Source organism: Gemella haemolysans (genome assembly GCF_012273215.1).
Classification (GTDB): Bacteria; Bacillota; Bacilli; order Staphylococcales; family Gemellaceae; genus Gemella; species Gemella haemolysans_A.
On record NZ_CP050965.1, the window covers coordinates 1937844 to 1957263 of the forward strand.

The 19420-nt window shown below is 33.5% G+C and carries 12 protein-coding genes; 6 read left to right on the forward strand and 6 right to left on the reverse strand.

The window, feature by feature from the left end; all coding sequences use genetic code 11:
• Window position 1: 1 nt before the first annotated feature.
• The 3 genes from FOC48_RS09050 to pdhA are packed head-to-tail and all read right to left on the reverse strand — an operon-like array spanning window position 2 to window position 3407.
• Window positions 2–1303 carry a dihydrolipoamide acetyltransferase family protein gene (locus FOC48_RS09050; protein ID WP_003147586.1) on the reverse strand — a complete coding sequence of 434 codons (1302 nt, stop codon included), beginning with the start codon at window positions 1301–1303 and terminating at the stop codon, window positions 2–4.
• Window positions 1304–1321: 18 nt separating this feature from the next.
• Window positions 1322–2299 (reverse strand): alpha-ketoacid dehydrogenase subunit beta, encoded by a 978-nt coding sequence (locus FOC48_RS09055; protein WP_003147587.1) that lies wholly within the window; start codon window positions 2297–2299, stop codon window positions 1322–1324.
• A 1-nt stretch (window position 2300) separates the two neighbouring features.
• A complete protein-coding gene (pdhA, locus tag FOC48_RS09060) occupies window positions 2301–3407 on the reverse strand; it encodes a pyruvate dehydrogenase (acetyl-transferring) E1 component subunit alpha (protein ID WP_003147589.1) in 1107 nt (368 codons plus the stop codon).
• 303 nt (window positions 3408–3710) lie between these two features.
• On the opposite strand from pdhA, the gene FOC48_RS09065 reads away from it, so the two are divergent.
• The 4 genes from FOC48_RS09065 to ftsH all read left to right on the forward strand — a co-directional run bounded on the left by FOC48_RS09065 (window position 3711) and on the right by ftsH (window position 8288).
• On the forward strand, window positions 3711–4325 hold the full coding sequence (locus tag FOC48_RS09065) for a S1 RNA-binding domain-containing protein (RefSeq protein WP_003147590.1): 615 nt from the start codon (window positions 3711–3713) through the stop codon (window positions 4323–4325).
• The gene (gene tilS / locus FOC48_RS09070; RefSeq protein ID WP_003147591.1) at window positions 4315–5631 is read left to right on the forward strand and encodes a tRNA lysidine(34) synthetase TilS; all 1317 of its coding nucleotides are present in this window, start codon (window positions 4315–4317) and stop codon (window positions 5629–5631) included. Before FOC48_RS09065 ends, tilS begins: the two co-directional genes overlap by 11 nt.
• A 4-nt stretch (window positions 5632–5635) precedes the next feature.
• On the forward strand, window positions 5636–6181 hold the full coding sequence (gene hpt / locus FOC48_RS09075) for a hypoxanthine phosphoribosyltransferase (protein WP_003147592.1): 546 nt from the start codon (window positions 5636–5638) through the stop codon (window positions 6179–6181).
• A 100-nt stretch (window positions 6182–6281) separates the two neighbouring features.
• Complete coding sequence (ftsH, locus tag FOC48_RS09080; protein WP_003147593.1) at window positions 6282–8288, forward strand: ATP-dependent zinc metalloprotease FtsH; 2007 nt, start codon at window positions 6282–6284, stop codon at window positions 8286–8288.
• A gap of 126 nt (window positions 8289–8414) precedes the next feature.
• Here the strand turns inward: ftsH and FOC48_RS09085 are convergent, their stop codons facing one another.
• Complete coding sequence (locus tag FOC48_RS09085) at window positions 8415–10640, reverse strand: HAD-IC family P-type ATPase (RefSeq protein ID WP_003147594.1); 2226 nt, start codon at window positions 10638–10640, stop codon at window positions 8415–8417.
• A gap of 263 nt (window positions 10641–10903) precedes the next feature.
• Here FOC48_RS09085 and FOC48_RS09090 point away from each other — a divergent pair, with 263 nt between their 5' ends.
• A complete protein-coding gene (locus tag FOC48_RS09090; protein WP_003147595.1) occupies window positions 10904–16090 on the forward strand; it encodes a S8 family serine peptidase in 5187 nt (1728 codons plus the stop codon).
• A 223-nt stretch (window positions 16091–16313) separates the two neighbouring features.
• Window positions 16314–17063 carry a protein-ADP-ribose hydrolase gene (locus FOC48_RS09095; protein WP_003147596.1) on the forward strand — a complete coding sequence of 250 codons (750 nt, stop codon included), beginning with the start codon at window positions 16314–16316 and terminating at the stop codon, window positions 17061–17063.
• A 261-nt stretch (window positions 17064–17324) separates the two neighbouring features.
• Here FOC48_RS09095 and FOC48_RS10195 read toward each other — a convergent pair whose 3' ends face one another.
• Complete coding sequence (locus FOC48_RS10195) at window positions 17325–17429, reverse strand: putative holin-like toxin (RefSeq protein ID WP_271987493.1); 105 nt, start codon at window positions 17427–17429, stop codon at window positions 17325–17327.
• 342 nt (window positions 17430–17771) lie between these two features.
• A complete protein-coding gene (gene glpK, locus FOC48_RS09100; protein ID WP_003147597.1) occupies window positions 17772–19268 on the reverse strand; it encodes a glycerol kinase GlpK in 1497 nt (498 codons plus the stop codon).
• Window positions 19269–19420 lie beyond the last annotated feature (152 nt).

Below are 19420 nucleotides of genomic sequence, written 5' to 3' on the forward strand. Positions count from 1 at the left end.
ATTATCCCTCCACTAACAATAAGTCAGGCTCTGCTAAATATTCTTTAACAGTATTTAGTGCACGTTGTGCCGTACCACCATCTACGATTCTATGGTCAAATGAGAATGAAAGTTTAAGCATTGGGACAAGTTTTGGTTGTTTGTTTTCATCTGGGATGAATGTTTCTTCGAAACGACCAAATCCTAGTATAGCTACTTCAGGTTGATTGATGATTGGTGTAGCCCAGACCCCACTTGTAGCAATTGCTCCAACATTTGTAATAGTCATAGAACCATCAGTTTGTTTATCTCTGCCTAATTTTCCAGCATGAGCAAGAGCTGTGTTCTCATCTAATTCACGAGCTATTTTGAATAGACTCTTGAAGTTAGCGTCCTTAATGTTTGGTACGAATAAACCATGTTCAGTATCGGTTGCGACACCAATATTAATGTAATTCTTATATATTATCTCTAATTTTTCGTTATCTACAGAGGCGTTTAACTCTGGGAATTTTGCAAGAGTTGCTGCCACAGCTTTTATGAAGTATGCTGTGTAAGTAAGTTTAATATCTCTATCTTTTGCTATTTGTTTCATTCTATTTCTATGTTCAACAAGTTTTTCAACATTTACTTGGTCTAGAACTGTTACGTGAGGTGAAATAGCCTTACTGTTAACCATTGCACGTGCAATAGCTTTTCTGATGTTTGTCATAGGTACTCTTGTAGTATTGTTAGTACTATTTGAAGGAGAAGGTTCAAATTTTGGAACTGCTGCCACCTCAGTTTTTTCGCTAATAACTTCGCTCACAACTTGAGGTTGCTGAACTGGTTCAACTTCTTTAACAGTACCGTTATTAAGGTAATTTTCAATATCTTCGATTGTAACCAAACCGCGCTTACCAGTTGCAGGCACTAGTCTAAGATCGACACCTTTGTCTCTAGCATATTTTCTTACTCTAGGGATGGCTAATAATCTAATATCAACATCAGATGAATTATTTTGTTTTTCTACGGATTTAATAGTCTCGCCAGTTTTATTATCTTCAACTACGGCAGTTTCTTGTTCCTCATGTTTTTCTACATTTTGATCTGTTTCAATATCAACGATAACTGAACCAACCTTAGCCATTTCCCCAACTTTTGCATAAATTGTTTTGATTGTTCCAGAAACAGGAGACGGCAGGGCAACAACAGCTTTATCACTTTGAATTTCTACTAAAATATCATCTTCTTTTACAGTTTCTCCGACTTTAAAACCCCATTGAATAATTTCACTTTCATGAAGACCTTCTCCACTATCTGGTAAAATAAATGAATAAATCATATTAAGTCCCTCCATTCATTAAAAGTCATAGACTTCTTTAACTTTATTAACGATGTCTGCTGGAGTAGGTAGCCAATATTCTTCGGCTAAACCAAATGAAAATGTAGTATCGGGTGATGTAACTCTTCCAACAGGCGCATCTAAATACATAAATGCACGTTCAGAAATTTCTGATAGAAGTTGTCCAGCAACCCCAGCTTGACGTTGCGATTCTTGAACTACTATTACACGTCCTGTTTTCTTAACAGAAGATATAATAGTTTCCATATCGACAGGAGAGATAGTTCTAAGGTCAACAACTTCAACAGAGATACCTTCTTTTTCTAATTGTTCAGCAGCTTTTAAGCTATAGTGAACCATAAGACCGTATGTAATGATTGAAACGTCTGTTCCTTCTCTAACAACACTTGCTTTGTCTAATGGTACACGATATCCTTCGTCTGGAACTTCGCCTTTAATTGAGCGATACATTCTAAGATGTTCTAGGAATATAACTGGATCATTACTTTCGATAGAAGAAATTAGTAAACCTTTTGCATCATAGGGATTACTAGGAATTACTACACGAAGTCCAGGGATTTGAGCTAAAATTCCATCTAAACTATCTGAGTGTAATTCAGGAGTATGGACAGGCCCTCCGAATGTAGAACGTATAGTAACTGCCATGTTTCGAGTATTTCCTGAACGATATCTAAAACGAGCTAATTGAGAGTATACCGCATCGAAACCTTCTAAAATAAAACTTAGAAATTGAATTTCAGGGATAGGTCTAAATCCTTCAGCAGCTAATCCAATAGCAAGTCCCAAGATACCTGATTCAGCTAAAGGAGTATCTAATACTCTTTTATCTCCATATTTTGCCTGTAAACCATCTGTAATCCTAAAAACTCCACCGTTGACCCCGACATCTTCACCGAATATTAAAGTTTTTTCATCAGTTTTTAATTTGTAATCAAGTGCTTCTGTGACTGCTTGCGCAATAGTTTTCTCAGACATATTAGTTCGCCTCCCTTTGTTTGTATATCTCGATTTGTTCTTTAATGTTTTGGGTAGGAATTTCAAACATATTTTCTAAAAATGTTGAAACTTTTTGTTTTTCAGCTTTGTTTATTGCAACCATCGCTTCTTTAATTTGACGTTTTACATCATCGATGGTTTCTTCTTCTATTTCGCTATTCCATAATCCTTTTTTCTCAAGATATTTTCTTAATCGAATTAGTGGATCTTTTTTCTGCCATGATGATACTTCTTCATCAGTACGATAACGAGTTGGATCATCTGACATAGTGTGTGGTCCTAGACGATAAGTAAATGCTTCGATTAAAACTGGTCCATGCTCAATTGCGTATTCGCGTGCTTTAGTTACAGCGGCATACATAGCTAATGGATCCATACCATCTACTTTTATACTAGCAATACCAGCAGCAACCCCTTTTTGTGCTAGAGTTATTGCTTTAGTCTGTTTAGATATAGGAGTAGAGATACCATATCCATTATTTTGTAAAATAGTAATTAAAGGAGCATTATACACTCCAGCAAAGTTTAATCCTTCATAGAAGTCTCCTTGAGAAGATCCACCATCTCCACAAAATGCTAGTACAACATTATTTTCCCCTTTTAGTCGTTTTCCAAAAGCAACCCCAGCAGCATGTGGCATCTGTCCACCTACAATAACTTGAGGAGAGAAGGCGCATAATGATTCAGGATATTGGTTAGCTTTTAAATGACCTTTATACCATAAAAAAGCTTGTTCTATTGTTAAGCCGCGAATAAGTAGTGGCGGAATATCACGATAGGTAGGAACAAGAAAATCATTTTTTTCAAGGGCGAAGGTTGTCGCTAATTGACTAGCTTCTTGACCACCGGCAGGTGGGTAGTTACCTAGAGCCCCTTGTCTATTTAAAATAATTACTCTCTCGTCATATGTTCTACCAAAAACTAGAACTTTCATTAATTCCACTAGTTTTTCATCACTAATATCAGGAAATAAATCTGGATTAGTAACTTCACCATCTTCGTTTAGAACTTGATACATAGGGAACAATTCAGCTGGTTTCTTTATCGAATCTTCGAATGTAAATGGTCCTTGTTTAACAATTTTCATAATTTATCACTCCTTAAATTTCGTATTATTGAAAACGATTTCTATACTTTAATTATAATGGATTTATACAAAATTTACTAATTGTATTTTTTTATAGTAATATTAAAAAAATTTATATTAATTAATTGTTACTTAATGATACAGATTAATATTTTTGAGGATATAGCTTTGAATTATCTTTGATATTTCAATAGATGAATAGAGTGTGGTATAATATTTAAGTGAAACAAATAGGAATGATTTACGAGGTTTAAACTATTAAGATTATATAGTTTACATCTAAATTGATAGCGAGGTGATTGAATGAGTAAAGTTTCAGGAAAGGTAACAAAGGTTGAAAGTAAAGGGCTGTATATAAAACTAGAAAATGGTAAAGATGCATTTTTACCTAAGGAAAATATGTTTATAGGTAAAAAGAAAAAGTTAGAGGAAATTTTTTCAGTTGGTTTTGTTATTAAAGCTGAGGAAAAAAATACAAAAGATTCTTTAGTGATCTTAACACAAAAAGAGTTAAAACAAGTCGAAGGTGAAAAGAAAAAAGTAGAGAAAAACTCAAAAGAAAAACAGAATAAAAAGAAAAATAAGCTGAAGACGCCAATTAAAAAAGAAGTTAAAGAACAACCAGAGATTCAGAAAAAACAGGAAGTACAGGAAGAAAAACAGGAACCTAAACAGGAGACAAAAACTTTAAAAGACTTGAAAAAACTTCAATTCATAGGAAACATGAAGATTTCTGTAGGAAAAGGTAAGAAGAGTAATATTACCGAGCTGTCTGAGGAAAAAGAAGAGAAAAAAGAAATTCTACCAGCCCCAGAAGGGTTACTAGAAAATATAATCTCAACGACGAAGCAAGCTGAAGATAAGTTTGAAAAAATAAAGAAAGGTCTTCAAGAGAGAGGTTATCTAGATGGACATTAATATTTTATGGCGAAAAACTGATAAAATAGCACTAGGTCTGTCAGGAGGGGTAGATTCTATTGTTCTGTTTCATCTACTTGTAACGAAGTATAAAGAAAGCTATAAGGAACTGGTAGTATTCCATATAAATCATGGTTTAAGAGAGCAATCCTATGAAGAAGCTGAATTTGTAGAGAATTTCGTTAAAAACTATAACGTGAAGTTCTACAAAAAAGAGCTAAATATGAATGAACTGGCAAGAGATAGCCACACATCAGAGGAAATGCTCGCAAGGAAACTACGTTATGAAGCATTCGAGGAAATGTCTTCATTAGAGGGTGGAGTGAAGTTAATAACTGCGCACCATAAAAATGATCAGGTAGAAAATATTCTTATGAGACTCCTTAGCGGGCGTAGTATGGATTATAACTTAATGATAGAAGAACAGACTACTATTGGAGAGTTAGAGGTTTATCGTCCATTATTAAGTGTTTTAAAGGCTGAACTTGAGCAGTACGCTGATGAAAATAACTTGAAATACTACGTTGATTCAACAAACTTCGATACAGACTACACTAGAAATAATATAAGGCACAACATCGTACCTCTATTAAAAGATGTGAATGCTGCAAGTTTTGATAATTTAATCAATTTTTCTAGTTATTATCAAAATGTTAATACTGAATTAAGAAATAAAGTATTAGAAAACAAAGCTGACTATGTGATTTTTGAAGCAGAAGGTAAGGTCGCATTAAACAAAGAAAAATTATTAAAAAATACTAAAGAAGAAGTTTATTTCTTACTAAGAGATATATTAGCAAATAATTTTAGTATTTTCGATGTGAAACAAAGAGCGCTATTTGCAATAATAGAAGACTTAAAAAGTAGAAATAACAACAAAAGTTATGATTTAAAAAATAATTTAAAAATAATTAGCGAATATAATAGTATTTATATTCATAAAATCGAAAAAAAATGTTATAATGATAGGATAGAATTAATAATAGATGAAGTAGATATTAATAAAGTTTATACATTTCATCAGAGTAATTTTCTAATAACGACAACTAATAACTCATCAGAAGTAGGATTTAACAAGGAAGACTTACCGCTCGTAGTTACGACTAAGAGAGATGGAGATAGGATTCAAAGAGGTAAAGTTAGTAAAAAACTTTCCCGTCTTTTTATCGATGAAAAAATCCCTAAAGAACTTAGAGATAAACTTCCAGTAATTCGCAATAAAGATGGGGTTTTAGGAGTTTTAGGAATAAATACTAAAGTCAACAAAAATAAAAAATATGATTATTATATAAACATGAAAGGATAAAACAGTGGAAAATTTATTAAAAGATATCGAGAAAGTTCTATTTACACACGAGGAAATCGTAGTTGCTAGTAAAAGAATCGCTAAACAAATTGAAGAGGATTATAAAGATAAATGTCCTGTTCTAATTTGTACATTAAAAGGCGCATTACCTTTTATGGCAGAACTTATGAAGCATATTGATATTCATGTAGTTACAGACTTCATGGATGTATCTAGTTATCACGGAGGAACTGAATCTTCTGGTGTAATTAAAATCAAAAAAGATTGTGGAATGGATATCGAAGGTCGTCACGTAATTATCGTTGAAGACATCGTAGATACAGGAAGAACTCTTAAAGCTCTTATTGAAAACCTAAAAGGAAGAAATGTTGCTTCTGTAGCATGTGCTTCACTAGTAGATAAACCTGAAACTCGTGTAGTTGATGTTGAAGCTGATTACATCGGAATAGTTTCACCAAATGAATTCCTAGTAGGGTTTGGTTTAGACTATGATGAGAGATATAGAAACTTACCTTATATCGGTGTTCTAAAAGAAGAAATTTACTCATAATAATATTTTAATCAAAAAAGGTCAAAATATTAGTCAAACTTTAGTTACATATGGTAAAATAAATTATGTTTAGAAAAATGATAGGAGGAAAATTGTCTATATGAATAATAAAAAAAGACAAAACCCTATCCTTGGTATGCTTGCGTTAATCGTTATTGCGATTGGATTATTTGCTTATTGGCAGCAAGACTTACCTGGGACAACTGAAAAAATAGACTATGCTAAACTTGTTCAGACTATTAAAGATGACAAGGTTAAAGAAATAAGTCTACAAAGAAAAGATGAGAACTACAATGTTAAAGGTACATACTCAGAAGGAAATAAGAACTTCGAGAGTGTAGTTGCAGCATCTGATTCTGAAGTACAAAAACAAATTAATGAAAAAGCTAAAGATGGAAAATTAAGTGTAGTAGAATATAAACCAGCTGAAAAAACTGGAGCAATCTTATCATTCTTAGGTAATATTATTCCATTTATCTTAATGATGGGGCTATTAGTTTTCTTTATGTCACAAATGCAAGGTGGCGGTGGAGGTAAAGTAATGAGCTTCCAAAAATCTAAAGCTAAAAAAATCGATGGCGGAGAAGCAAAAGTTACATTCAAAGATGTAGCTGGAGCTGATGAAGAAAAACAAGAACTTGCAGAAATGGTTGAGTTCTTAAAAGATCACCGTAAATTCACTAAAATGGGTGCTAGAATCCCTAAAGGTGTCTTACTTGAGGGGCCTCCAGGGACTGGTAAAACTTTACTAGCTCGTGCTGTAGCTGGTGAAGCAAAAGTACCATTCTTCTCAATCTCAGGATCTGACTTCGTTGAGATGTTCGTAGGGGTTGGGGCTAGTCGTGTTCGTGACCTATTCAAAGAAGCTGAAAAAAATGCGCCATGTATCATTTTCATTGATGAGATTGATGCTGTAGGACGTAAACGTGGAAGCGGAGTAGGTGGAGGAAATGACGAACGTGAACAAACTCTTAACCAACTTCTTGTTGAAATGGATGGATTCGATGGTGAAAAAGGTATTATCGTAATTGCAGCTACTAACCGTGCTGACGTATTAGATAACGCCCTTAGAAGACCAGGTCGTTTTGACAGACAAATTAAAGTTTCTACACCTGATGTAAAAGGTCGTGAAGCAATTCTTAAAGTACATGCTAAAAATAAACCACTTGCTAAAGGTGTTGAACTTCGTTCATTAGCAGAAAAAACTCCAGGATTCTCTGGTGCGGATCTTGCTAATATCCTTAATGAAGCAGCGTTATTAGCAGCTCGTGAAAACAAATCTAGTATTGATAAAGAAGATCTAGATGAAGCTATGGACAGAGTAATCGGTGGTCCAGCTAAACGTAGTAGAGTATATACTCCAAAAGAAAAACGTTTAGTAGCTTATCACGAAGCAGGTCACGCAATCGTGGGTATGGTACTTGATAGTGCCGATAAAGTGCAAAAAGTTACTATTATCCCACGTGGTGATGCTGGTGGATACAACCTTATGATTCCGGAAGAAGAAAAATACTTCCAAACTCGTACAGATTTAATCGACAAAATTTGTGGATTACTTGGTGGACGTGCTGCAGAGCAAATCTTCTTTAACGAAGTGTCTACAGGTGCTCACAATGACTTTGAACGTGTAACAGCTATTGCACGTGCGATGGTTACAGAATATGGTATGAGTGAAGCTGTAGGTCCAATGCAAGCTCCATTCCACGATCCATATGGTGGACGTCAACTTTCAAGTATCGGTAACTATTCAGAAGAAATGCTGAAAGAAATCGATAAAGAAGTTCGTAAAATTATTAATGAATGTTACTCAAAAGTTCTTCACATTATTGAAACTCACAGAGAACAATTAGAACTTATTGCACAAACTCTTATCGAAGTTGAAACAATCGATAGAAAAGAAATCGTTGCTCTTTACCAATTTGGTAAAATGCCAAAAGACTTAGACGAAAGAGAAGCAGAACAACTAGATAAAGTAGTTAATAAGAAATATTACGAAGAACAAGCTCGTAAAGCCAAAGAAGAAGCTGAGAAAAAAGCTCAAGAAGAAGCTGAAGTAGAAAAAGAAAAAACTGACTCAAACGAGGATAAATCTTTAGAGGAAGAATAATAAAGAAACCCTAGATTTGGAACTAACCAAGTCTAGGGTTTTGTTATGTTCTTTTGAAAAGTTATTATATCAATGTTTAGGTGATATTCACAATCTAAAGTGAGCGATAAATGAGCGATAAAATTTCTATTTTCTTCTCGTAAAGAAGTGAACTGTTGAGATTACGAGCGCAAGTATGACTATATAAATTACTTGAGAAAATACTAATGGTGTAAAGTAATTTTTCAAGATAAATATATTAACTCCTACTCCTATAATTGCAGCTATACTCAACAGAGAAAGTAGTGCGATTTTATATTTATTAAGAGGTAGGCTAACTTTAGCAACCATACAAAGTCCGTTTATTAACGCAAGAAGGAAACAGATGAATTTCGCTTGTGAATTGTCTGTGATAGCAAAGTTTGTCAGTAGCACTGTAGCTACTAAAATACCACCACCGATTGCAGCGTTTGTCAGTATATCCTTCATGAAGTTATTGCTTACCTTTTCCTTATTCGCTTCAAAAGTCAGGAAGAAGGATGGAATACCGATTGTTATCGCTGAAATTATCGTGAACTGAATCGGAATAAATGCGAACTCCAAGGCGAAGATTACACTAAGTATTGAGAAGACAATCGAGAAGAATGTCTTTGTTAGGAATAGGGAAGCCACCTTTTGAATGTTATTAATAACACGACGACCTTCCATAAGTATATCGTAGAATACTCCGAAGTCATCTGTTAAAAATACGATGTTTGATACGCTTTTTGCGGCGCTGGTAGCACCATTCATAGCAAAACTAATATCAGCCTTTTTTAAGGCAAGAACATCGTTAACACCGTCGCCACTCATAGCGACAGTCTTACCAGCCTTTTGTAATACGGCTACCATTTTTTGTTTTTGTTCTGGAGTAACACGTCCAAAAATATCATTCTCAAGAACAGTTTTTTCGAACTCCGCATCAGTAACTTTAGTCATATCGATAGCCTTAGCATTTTCTTTGAAACCAGCTTTCTTAGCGACACCGTACACGGCTACATGGTTGTCTCCACTAATTATTTTTACTTCAACACCTTGAGATTCAAAGTATTTGAATGTTTCTTTTGTATTTTCTTTTATTTCATCCGATAGAACTACATGTCCTATAAGTTTCATATTAGTAGGGACGTTTGTACTGTCTTCAGTATAGGCTAATGATAATATTCGATAACCTTCTTTTTTCAGATTCTCGTAGTATTTATTCATTTCATCTGAGAAACCTAAAAATTCATATGCCCCGAAGAAATATGTTCCACCATTTTTTAGTTTTATAAATGAGTATTTATTTTTACTAGAAAAGGCTCCTAATTCCTCTACATCCCACTGTTTTTCACATGTTAAATAATTTTTTAAAGCTCTAGAAGTCGAATTTTCATCATCGAAGTATGCAAGATAACTTGATAATTTTTCTGCAACTTTATCATCAATTTCTACAACGTTCATATTACCTGTAGTAATAGTTCCTGTTTTATCGAAACAAAGAACATCTACTCTAGCAAGAGTTTCCACGCAGTATAGTTCTTGAACTAAAACTTTCTTTTTAGCAAGTTTCATCGCAGCAACCGCAAGAGAGACGCTGACAAGAAGTATTAAACCTTCTGGAATCATACCTACTAAAGCTCCAGCACTACGTAGGACTATTTCTACATAACCACGTCCTAGACTAGCACCACGGATGTATAGCATAATTGCGACAGGTACTAATAGAATAGATATAACTTTTAAGATCTTATCCATATAGTCACGAAGTTTCGATGGATATTTCTTAAATTCTTTAGTGCTTTTAGCAAGTTTGTTGATATAACTATCCTCTCCGACAGCAATAGCCTTTACTAAACAACTACCACTAACTACGTTACTACCACTCATTACTTTATCACCAGCAGTCTTAAAGATATTGTCACTTTCACCGGTTAATAGTGATTCGTCGACCTCGATACTACCTTCGATGATTTCAGCATCAACAGGAATCTGATCACCGAGATTTAAGTGTAGATATTCTCCAAGGACGATTTCTTCAGAATCTATATTTATTATTTCATTATCACGGTTTACTCGGTATTTACTTCTACCTAGCAAACTCAACTTCTCAAGGGCATTTTTCGAACGAACTTCTTGAAAAATACCAATTGCAGTATTTATAGTAATTACACCTAAAAACAACATATTTTCAAATCTAAGTGTCGTGGCTATAAATGCTGCTAAGACCAAGTTCATAGCATTGAAAAAAGTAAAGATATTAGAAAAGATAATCTCTTTAGTAGTTTTATAAGGTTTTATTTCACTAATATTTTTTTTCGCTTTAGTTACTTCTTCACTAGTTAAATATTTCATTCTACCTCCGCCATAACTATAATTTTTATTAGTTTCTATTTTATCACACTTTAGTATAGTTTGGAAAATTAAAGAATACTGTATTAAAGATTATAGTGTTTGTAAAATTTAATTGGGGTAGAGTAATGAAAACAAATTAGAAACGCAAGATCTATTAGTTAATTTTACTTGTATATCTGAATATTGATTTTGATTTTCAGAAATTATATGTTAAAATATAGAAATATACTTTAAATATATTTAAAAAGATAGGAGATGAAGAAATGAAGCTGGCTAAAAAAACAGCAGTAAGTGTGCTAAGTGCAGCATTACTACTAGGAAATATCAGTACATTTAATTATGGAGTATCATCAAAGATAACATTAGCTCAAGAAGAAAAAAAAGATGAGCTATCAAATGTTTCAAAAAGTGAAGAACATAAGTTCCAAAATGATGATAAGGTAAAAGTTATTGTTAAATTAAAAGGTGATGTTGATCCTAATAAGTTAAAAACTAAAGAAGGAATTAAAGAAGTTACGGAATCAACAAAAGCACCTAGGGAAAAGGCGTTAAAAGATATTAAAGATAAAGGTATCGATTATGAAAAACTGTTTGAGTACGATACATTGATGAATGGTTTTGCCTTAGAGACTACATTCTCGAATGCTAAAAAAATTCAAGAGTTAGACTTTGTAGATACTGTTGAAATGAGTGTCAGCTACAATAAACCAGAAAATGTAGCAAGCGAAGAGGAGAAGAAAGACAGCACTGAAGCTAATGATTTTTCTAAAGCTTTAGACAGTTATAATCTTATTAATATACAACCTCTTTGGAATAAAGGATATAGAGGACAAGGAAAAGTTGTCGCAGTATTAGATTCTGGACTGGATCCTAATCATCCTGTGCTTAGATTATCAGATAATTCAAAATCTAAATACAAATCTAAAGATAAAATTGAAAAAATAAAAAAAGAAGCGGGTATAGACTACGGTAAGTGGTATAGTGAAAAATTACCATTTGCATTTAACTATAACGACTGGAATAATGATATTAAACAAAGTGCTTATAAATCACATGGTATGCACGTTGCTGGGACTGCTGTAGGTAATCCTAAGGAGAAATTTACAAATGGTGATTACGTAACAGGTATAGCCCCTGAAGCACAGTTAATTTTTATGCGTGTATTCTCAGATACTAAAAATGCTGGAACAGAGTCTTATATTTATACAAAAGCGATAGAAGATGCTATTAAATTAGGCGCAGATACGATAAACCTAAGTTTAGGTTCACCAGCTGGTTCAGTAGTAGAAGTGGGTGATGGTTTAGTTCGTGCAATGGATGTTGCAAAAAAAGCCGGAGTTAATATAGTCGCAGCGGCAGGAAACAATGCATTCTTTGCTAGTGGACAAACAAATCCAAGTGCAGCTAATCCTGATTACGGAACTGTAGGAAGACCATCGGTTTCTGAAGATGCAATTTCTGTAGCGAATATTAGTAATAGTGTTCTTAACAGAGAAATAGCAAATATCGAGCAGCTTAAAGATAATGCTGATTTTGATAATGGAAAAATGCCAATTTTTAGTTATACTAAACAATTTGAGAAAAAAGCATATGATTATGTATATGTTGGAGTTGGTAAAGCTGAAAACTATGCTGACAAAGATTTAACTGGGAAAATTGCCCTTATCCAACGTGGTGGAAATAGCTTTGAAGAAAAAGTTAAACTAGCTAAACAATACGGCGCAGCGGGAGCGGTAATCTACTTCAATGAAGGAGATACTATTTATAATCTAACATTAAATGGTCAGGATAAAGATTTCCCTGTAGTAACAACATACTATAAATTTGGTAATGAACTTTCTACTCATGAAGGGGAATATAAAATAACATTTAATGGAACATGGGATAAACAAGATAATCCTAAGAAAAGTGAATTCGATGAATCTACTGGTTGGGGAATGAGTGTTGATGGATACTTAAAACCTGACGTAACAGCGCCAGGAGGAGATATCTTATCATCTTATAATGATGGAAGATATGGTCTAGATAGTGGAACAAGTATGGCTTCACCACACGTTGCGGGAGCTATAACTCTTGTGAAACAAGTATTATCAGAAAGATTCCCGAACTTAAGTGCAGAAGAAATTCAAGGATTAGCGAAGAGATTAATCATGAGTACAGCAAATCCTCAGGTATATTCTGATGGATACACAACAGCATATAGATCACCACGTCTTCAAGGTGCAGGTTTAATAGATGCGAATAAAGCAGCATATGGAGACCTTTATGTAACTGGAGAAAATAACTATGGAAGTGTTTCTTTAGGAAATGTTGGAGATAAATTTACTTTTAAATTAGTATTACACAATCTATCAGACAAAGCTCAAAACCTACAATATGCAGCTCACCTTACTACAGATAATTATTATGGTGAAGATGCAGGGGCTGACTGGAGTGGAAGACTGACAATGACACCTAAGAAGTTAGTGACAACTGATTGGGCTACAGTAGAAGTTCCAGCGAAAGGTGAAAAAGAAGTTGAAATTACAGTTGATGCTACGAACTTCAAAGAAGAATTGGAAAAAGTATTCACTAATGGATATTATCTAGAAGGATTTGTAACTTTTTATGATGAAGAAAGTGCATTAAAAGCAAGTATTCCATTTGTAGGATTTAAAGGTCAGTTCCAAAATCTACCAGTGTTAGAAAAACCAATCTACTCTATGAAAAATGGAGAAAAACCAACATATGAATATGGTTATACTTCAAATCCTAATAACTGGGATTCATTAACGGAAATGAACTTCACTGGAATGTTAACAACATACAAAGAAGATAAAAAAGATAAGAGAACACTAGCAGGAGCGTATGTAAATCCTGTTACTGGTGAAAGATTCTTTACTGATAAAATTTTCTTCTCACCAAATGGTGATGAAAATTATGATGAAATAGGAATGAGAGGGGTATTTTACCGTAACTTCGAAAACCTAAAACTTTCAGTATATGCTAAAGATGATGTAGAACGTAAAAATCCACTTTACCAAAATGGTAATGGTTCTGGTAACAAAAACTTCTACAATAACACAAGTAAAAAATACACATCATTAACTATGACAAACTGGAAAGGTGTTGATAATAATGGTAACCCTCTTCCAGATGGAGAATACCAATATGTAGTTTCTTATAGTGCAGCAGTAAGTGGTGCAGATATGCAAGAGACAACATTCAATGTAGTAATTGATAGAAAAGCTCCAAAAATCACAGGTGCTAACGGTGGTTACTACGATGAAGCAACTCGTAAATTCACACCATATCCAGTACTAGAAGATGGAAGTGGAGTATTCTACAAAAAATTAAGCTATGGTAAAAATACTATTGCAGCAAATGAAGACGGAAGTTACACAATTCCAGAAGGCGTAGAATTAAAAGATCTTACTTTTGAAGTAAAAGACTTCGCAGATAACAAAGATAGCATTAATTTATCAAATGTTGAAGGTAATGGTAAAGGAAGTCTAGAAGTAGAAGTTAAGAAAGGTGATGGAACTGGAAACAATTCACGTCGCTTACGTTACAAAATCACTAATGAAAAAGGTGAAATCGTAGGGGAAGACTTCTCTAGAAATAAACGTACATACCAGGCATTACCGTTTGGTAAATACACTGTTGAAGTAGTTATGGTTGATGGAGAGTACAAACTACTTACACCATCAAAAGTTGACTTTGAAATAACTAAAGATAAACCAACAAAAGAAGTTGAATTTAGAGTAGATGAAATTAGCAGAAATGCTACAGAAATCAGCTTTGACAAACAAGTTCCAGCAGGAACAAAAGTTTACGCAGTAGCTCAAGACGGTACTAAAGTATCACTTCCAAGAAGTTTATACGGAAAAAATGCCTTCCAGAAAAACTTAGAAAATGGAACATACACAATTCAAATAGTAACACCTGAAGGATATATTCCGGCAGAAAACAATTTTGAATTAGTAGTAAAAGATGGTCATAATAAGAAACAAGTTGTTCTAAATGTTGCAGAAAAAGTAGCAAGTGTAGGAAGTACTGAGAACTCTAAAGCACAAGGTACAGTAGATTTCACTGAGAAAAAACTTTATAATAATTACAAACTTGTCGTAACAGAACCAACTGCAGAAGAGAAAACAAATATCCAAAAACAATTAACAGAAGGTAATGTAGACTTAAGAAAATATGATGTTGAATACTTTAACATTCATATTGTAGATGAAACAGGAAAAGAAGTTAAAGTTCCTGGTGATAGAAGTGTAACTTTAGATTTAGCAAAAGCTCCAGAAAGATTCTTCCATGAAAAAGATGGAAAATTAACAGCTGTAAGCAGTGTTAATTATGCAGATGGTAAGCTAACATTTACTACTGATAGCTTCAGTAACTTCGTAGCATTAACTCCGAAAAATGCTCCAGTAGAAAAGAAAGCGGAAGTGAATAAAGCAGAGCTTCAAAAAGCAATAGAAGCGGATAAAGCGTTAGATGAAACTAAAGAGTATAAAAATGCAACTATCGAAGCTAAAGATGCATATAACAAAGCATTAGAGGCAGCTAAGAAAGTTCTTGAAAATGAAAATGCAACTCAAGAAGAAGTAAATAGCACAGTAGCAACTCTAAACGCAGCTAAAGTAACATTAGCTAATTCACAACAACAAGAAGTTAAGAAAGAAGTAGACAAAGCTAAATTAATTGAAAAATTAAAAGAAACTGAAAAACTTCAAACTGAGGTTAAATTCAAAAATGCTGGACAAGATAAAAAAGATAACTTCGTAAATGCTATAAAAGAAGCGACAGTAGTTCTTGATAACAAAGATGCAACTGTAGAAGAAGTTAAAGTAGTGTTAGAAAAATTACAACAAGCTGAAAACGCTCTTGATGGTAAAGAAGTAGAAGCTCCGAAGCCAGCAGTTGAGGCACCAAAAGAAGCTCCGAAACCAGCAGCTGAAGAACCTAAGAAAGAGGAGCCAAAACCAATGACTGAAACTCCTAAGAAAGAAGAAGGAAATAAACCTCAACCTGAAGGACCAAAAGTAGATAAGAAAAAACTAAATGAACAACTAGGTCATTTAGCAGAGGTTAAAGAGAAAGATAGTTTTGAAAGTGCAAGTGCAGAAGATAAGAAAGCTTATCTAGATGCAGTTCAAAAAGCACAAGAGCTATTAGCTTCAGCTACAGCTACTCAAGAAGAAGTAGATAAAGCATTAGAAACATTAAAAGAAGCGGAGAAAAAAGTCTATAAAAAATCAATTAAAGATATTCTAGGTGGTTTTGTTGGAAAAGAAACTAAGAAAGAAAATACATTTAATGTAGATGAAGATTTCGGAAAAGTTTCAAAATCTAATTCATTATTGGCGAAAACAGGATTAGATAATAATGCGACAGCTTACGCTGGAATTGCAGTTCTAGTTTTAGCAGGACTGACTGTTTATGTAAAACGTCGTAGACAAAAATAATATAACATATATCGACTTCAAAAGTTAGAGTTTATTCTCTAATTTTTGAAGTCGTATTTTTATATTAATAAATCATTACGACTATGAGTTCTTATATAAACTATTTTAAAATTTAGGATTTTTTGTTAGTCACAAAAAAGAATTATAGTATGTCTCAATTATAGACATACATCTAAGTAAGATATATAATAATAACAGGCGATACGGAGGAAGTATTTAAATTATGGAAAAACTAGATTATTTAATAAAAACACTAAATTTAGAGATAGAAATACCAGAGGGTAAACAACAGAAGAAAGATTTATTTAGAACACTGATGAATACATGGAAGGTGTCGGAGCTACCGAGTGAATTCTATGAAGTGCAAGACGAATACTTACAAGAAGTTCTAAAAAATAAAGGAATAACAAAACTAGAAGAATTAACTGAAATTGAAAAAGATATTTACGTGTGGCAAGGAGACATTACTACATTGGAAGTAGATGCGATAGTTAATGCGGCGAATAAAGCGTTACTAGGATGTTTAATTCCGCTACATAGATGTATCGACAATGCTATACACTCGCAAGCAGGATTACAACTTAGAAAAGAATGCGATGAAATAATAAAAGAGCAAGGAAGTTTTGAAAAAACAGGACAAGCCAAAATAACAGCGGGATATAATCTACCAGCTAGACATGTTATTCATACTGTTGGGCCGATAATTTATCGTGTTGTTGAAGATGATGATAAGGAACTACTCGCATCATGTTATAGAAATTCTCTAAAACTAGCTTTAGAGAATAATCTTAAAAGTATTGCTTTTTGTTGTATAAGTACGGGAGAATTTAGATTCCCGAATGACCTTGCTGCAGGAATAGCAGTTGCTGAGGTTAAGAAATTCTTAAGTGAAAACCCTAATGCTAATTTAAAAGTAGTATTTAATGTATTTAAAGATTTAGATAAAAAATTGTATGAGGACATATTAGGTTAAGAGAATCAAGAGATAACAAGATTTTTGATTTAAATGTAGATTTGTGTTAAAATGTGAATGTAAAAGTGACCGTTTGCACTGACTTTACTAATAATTTCTTGACTCACTACGTTCGTAGAAATTATAGTAGTCGTAGTATAAATTATTCGTAATATTTTTCTTCAGTCTTTGACTTTGAAAAATAAACGACTAACTTAAAAGACGGTAGCTCGTATTTAAGATTATATTAAATAACCATCTACTCGGCTAAAGTAAAGATGGTTATTTTTTATTGTCCTTTTTAAGTGCTGAGATGCACACGCCAACTATTGTAACAATCAAAAGATTAATTCCAATAATTGTTTGTATGATTTCATATGCAGACAACTTGCTACTCCTTTCGTCCAGATTTTGTTACTTATGAGCATAAGCACCATCTCCTTCCATAGAAAAGTAGCCACAGCAGTGGGAACTAGAAAAAGAAGATGCTAATTTTTAGCACCTTCTTTTTAAGTTCCTGTTGCATACGCTATTCGTAATATTTTTCTTCAGCCTTTGGCTTTGAAAAATAAACGACTACCGCAATCCTTATTAGAAGTATTATACCCCCTAACTTCTCTCTCCATCTTTGATTATATCAAAAGATAGATTGGGTTTCAAAGAAAATAAGGTAATTTTAAAGTATTATTTTAAGACTATTTCTAAGCAATCTTTTCGTATTCTGATATTCTATTCTTCCGCAAAAATCTGAGTTGCTTTTACCGCACGTTTCCAACCTTTATATAGTTTTTCACGTTCTTCTTTGTTCATAGTAGGAACGAATAGTTTTCCTGCTGTATTTAGATTCTTCAGTTCATCTAAGTTTTTCCAATAGCCAGTAGCAAGACCTGCTAAGAATGCAGCGCCTAATGCTGTTGTTTCTAAGTTTTCAGCACGTGCAACTTTAACACCTAGAATATTAGCTTGGAATTCTAGAAGGTAATCGTTGTTTGCAGCGCCTCCGTCAACTTTAAGAAGAGGTATTTCTACATTAGCATCAATCTTCATAGTATCGATAATATCGCGTACTTGGTAGGCGATAGATTGTAATGTAGCTTTAACCAAATCTTCTTTTGATGTGGCACGAGTTAAACCAAAGATAGTCCCACGAGCATTTGGATTCCAATAAGGAGCACCTAATCCTGTGAAAGCTGGCACTAGATATACTTCGTTGTTATTTTTAGAATTGTATGCTAATGATTCTGTTTCAGATGATTTTTTAATTAAACGTAAACCATCTCGTAGCCATTGAATGGCACTTCCTGCGATAAAAATAGAGCCTTCTAAAGCGTAATAAACTTTTCCATTTATTCCAAAACCAATAGTTGTTAATAGGTTGTTTTTAGAAAGTTCCATATTTTCTCCAGTATTCATAATAATGAATGAACCTGTACCGTATGTATTTTTTATCATTCCTTTATCAAAGGCAAGTTGTCCGAATAGAGCAGCCTGTTGATCCCCGGCAAGACCACTAATTGTAACTTCGCCACCGTAGAAATGATAATCTATAGTTTTTCCGTATACTTCTGAATTAGATTTTACTTCAGGTAGAAGAGATTCTGGTATATTTAGAATTTCTAAAATTTCTTTATCCCAAGCTAAATCTTTAATATTAAATAACATCGTTCTAGCTGCGTTTGTATAGTCAGTAATGTGAGTTTTTCCACCTGTAAGTTTCCAAACTAGCCATGTATCGATAGTTCCAAACAGTAGTTCGCCATTTTCAGCTCGTTGTTGAGCTCCAGGAACATTATCTAAAATCCAACGTATTTTAGTAGCCGAGAAATACGCATCAACTACTAAACCAGTCTTTTTATGAATCATGTCTTTGTAACCATCGCTAACAAGCTTATTAGCTATATCGGCACTTTGTCTACTTTGCCAAACTATCGCATTATAAATAGGTAGTCCAGTGTTTTTATCCCAAATTACAGTAGTTTCACGTTGGTTTGTAATACCGATACTATCAATTTGGTTAGGTTTTATTCCGCTTTCGATAAACACTTCTGCGATTACTGATTGTATAGAATTCCAAATTGCATTAGCATCATGTTCAACCCATCCAGACTGTGGGAAAATTTGCGGAAACTCTTTTTGACTACTCGCTATTATTTCTGCTTTCTTGTTAAAAATTATTGCCCTAGAACTAGTAGTACCTTGATCTATTGCCATTATGTATTTTTTCATACTCCACCTCGAAATAGTTATGTCACTAATATTATATCATTTTCTAATAATGTTTAAAAGCTGAAGACAATGGATAATTGTATATTGAAAGCAGGGATCTCAGTAAGAAGAGAATAGATTATTACATAGCGTATTATTAGCGTTTTTCGTGT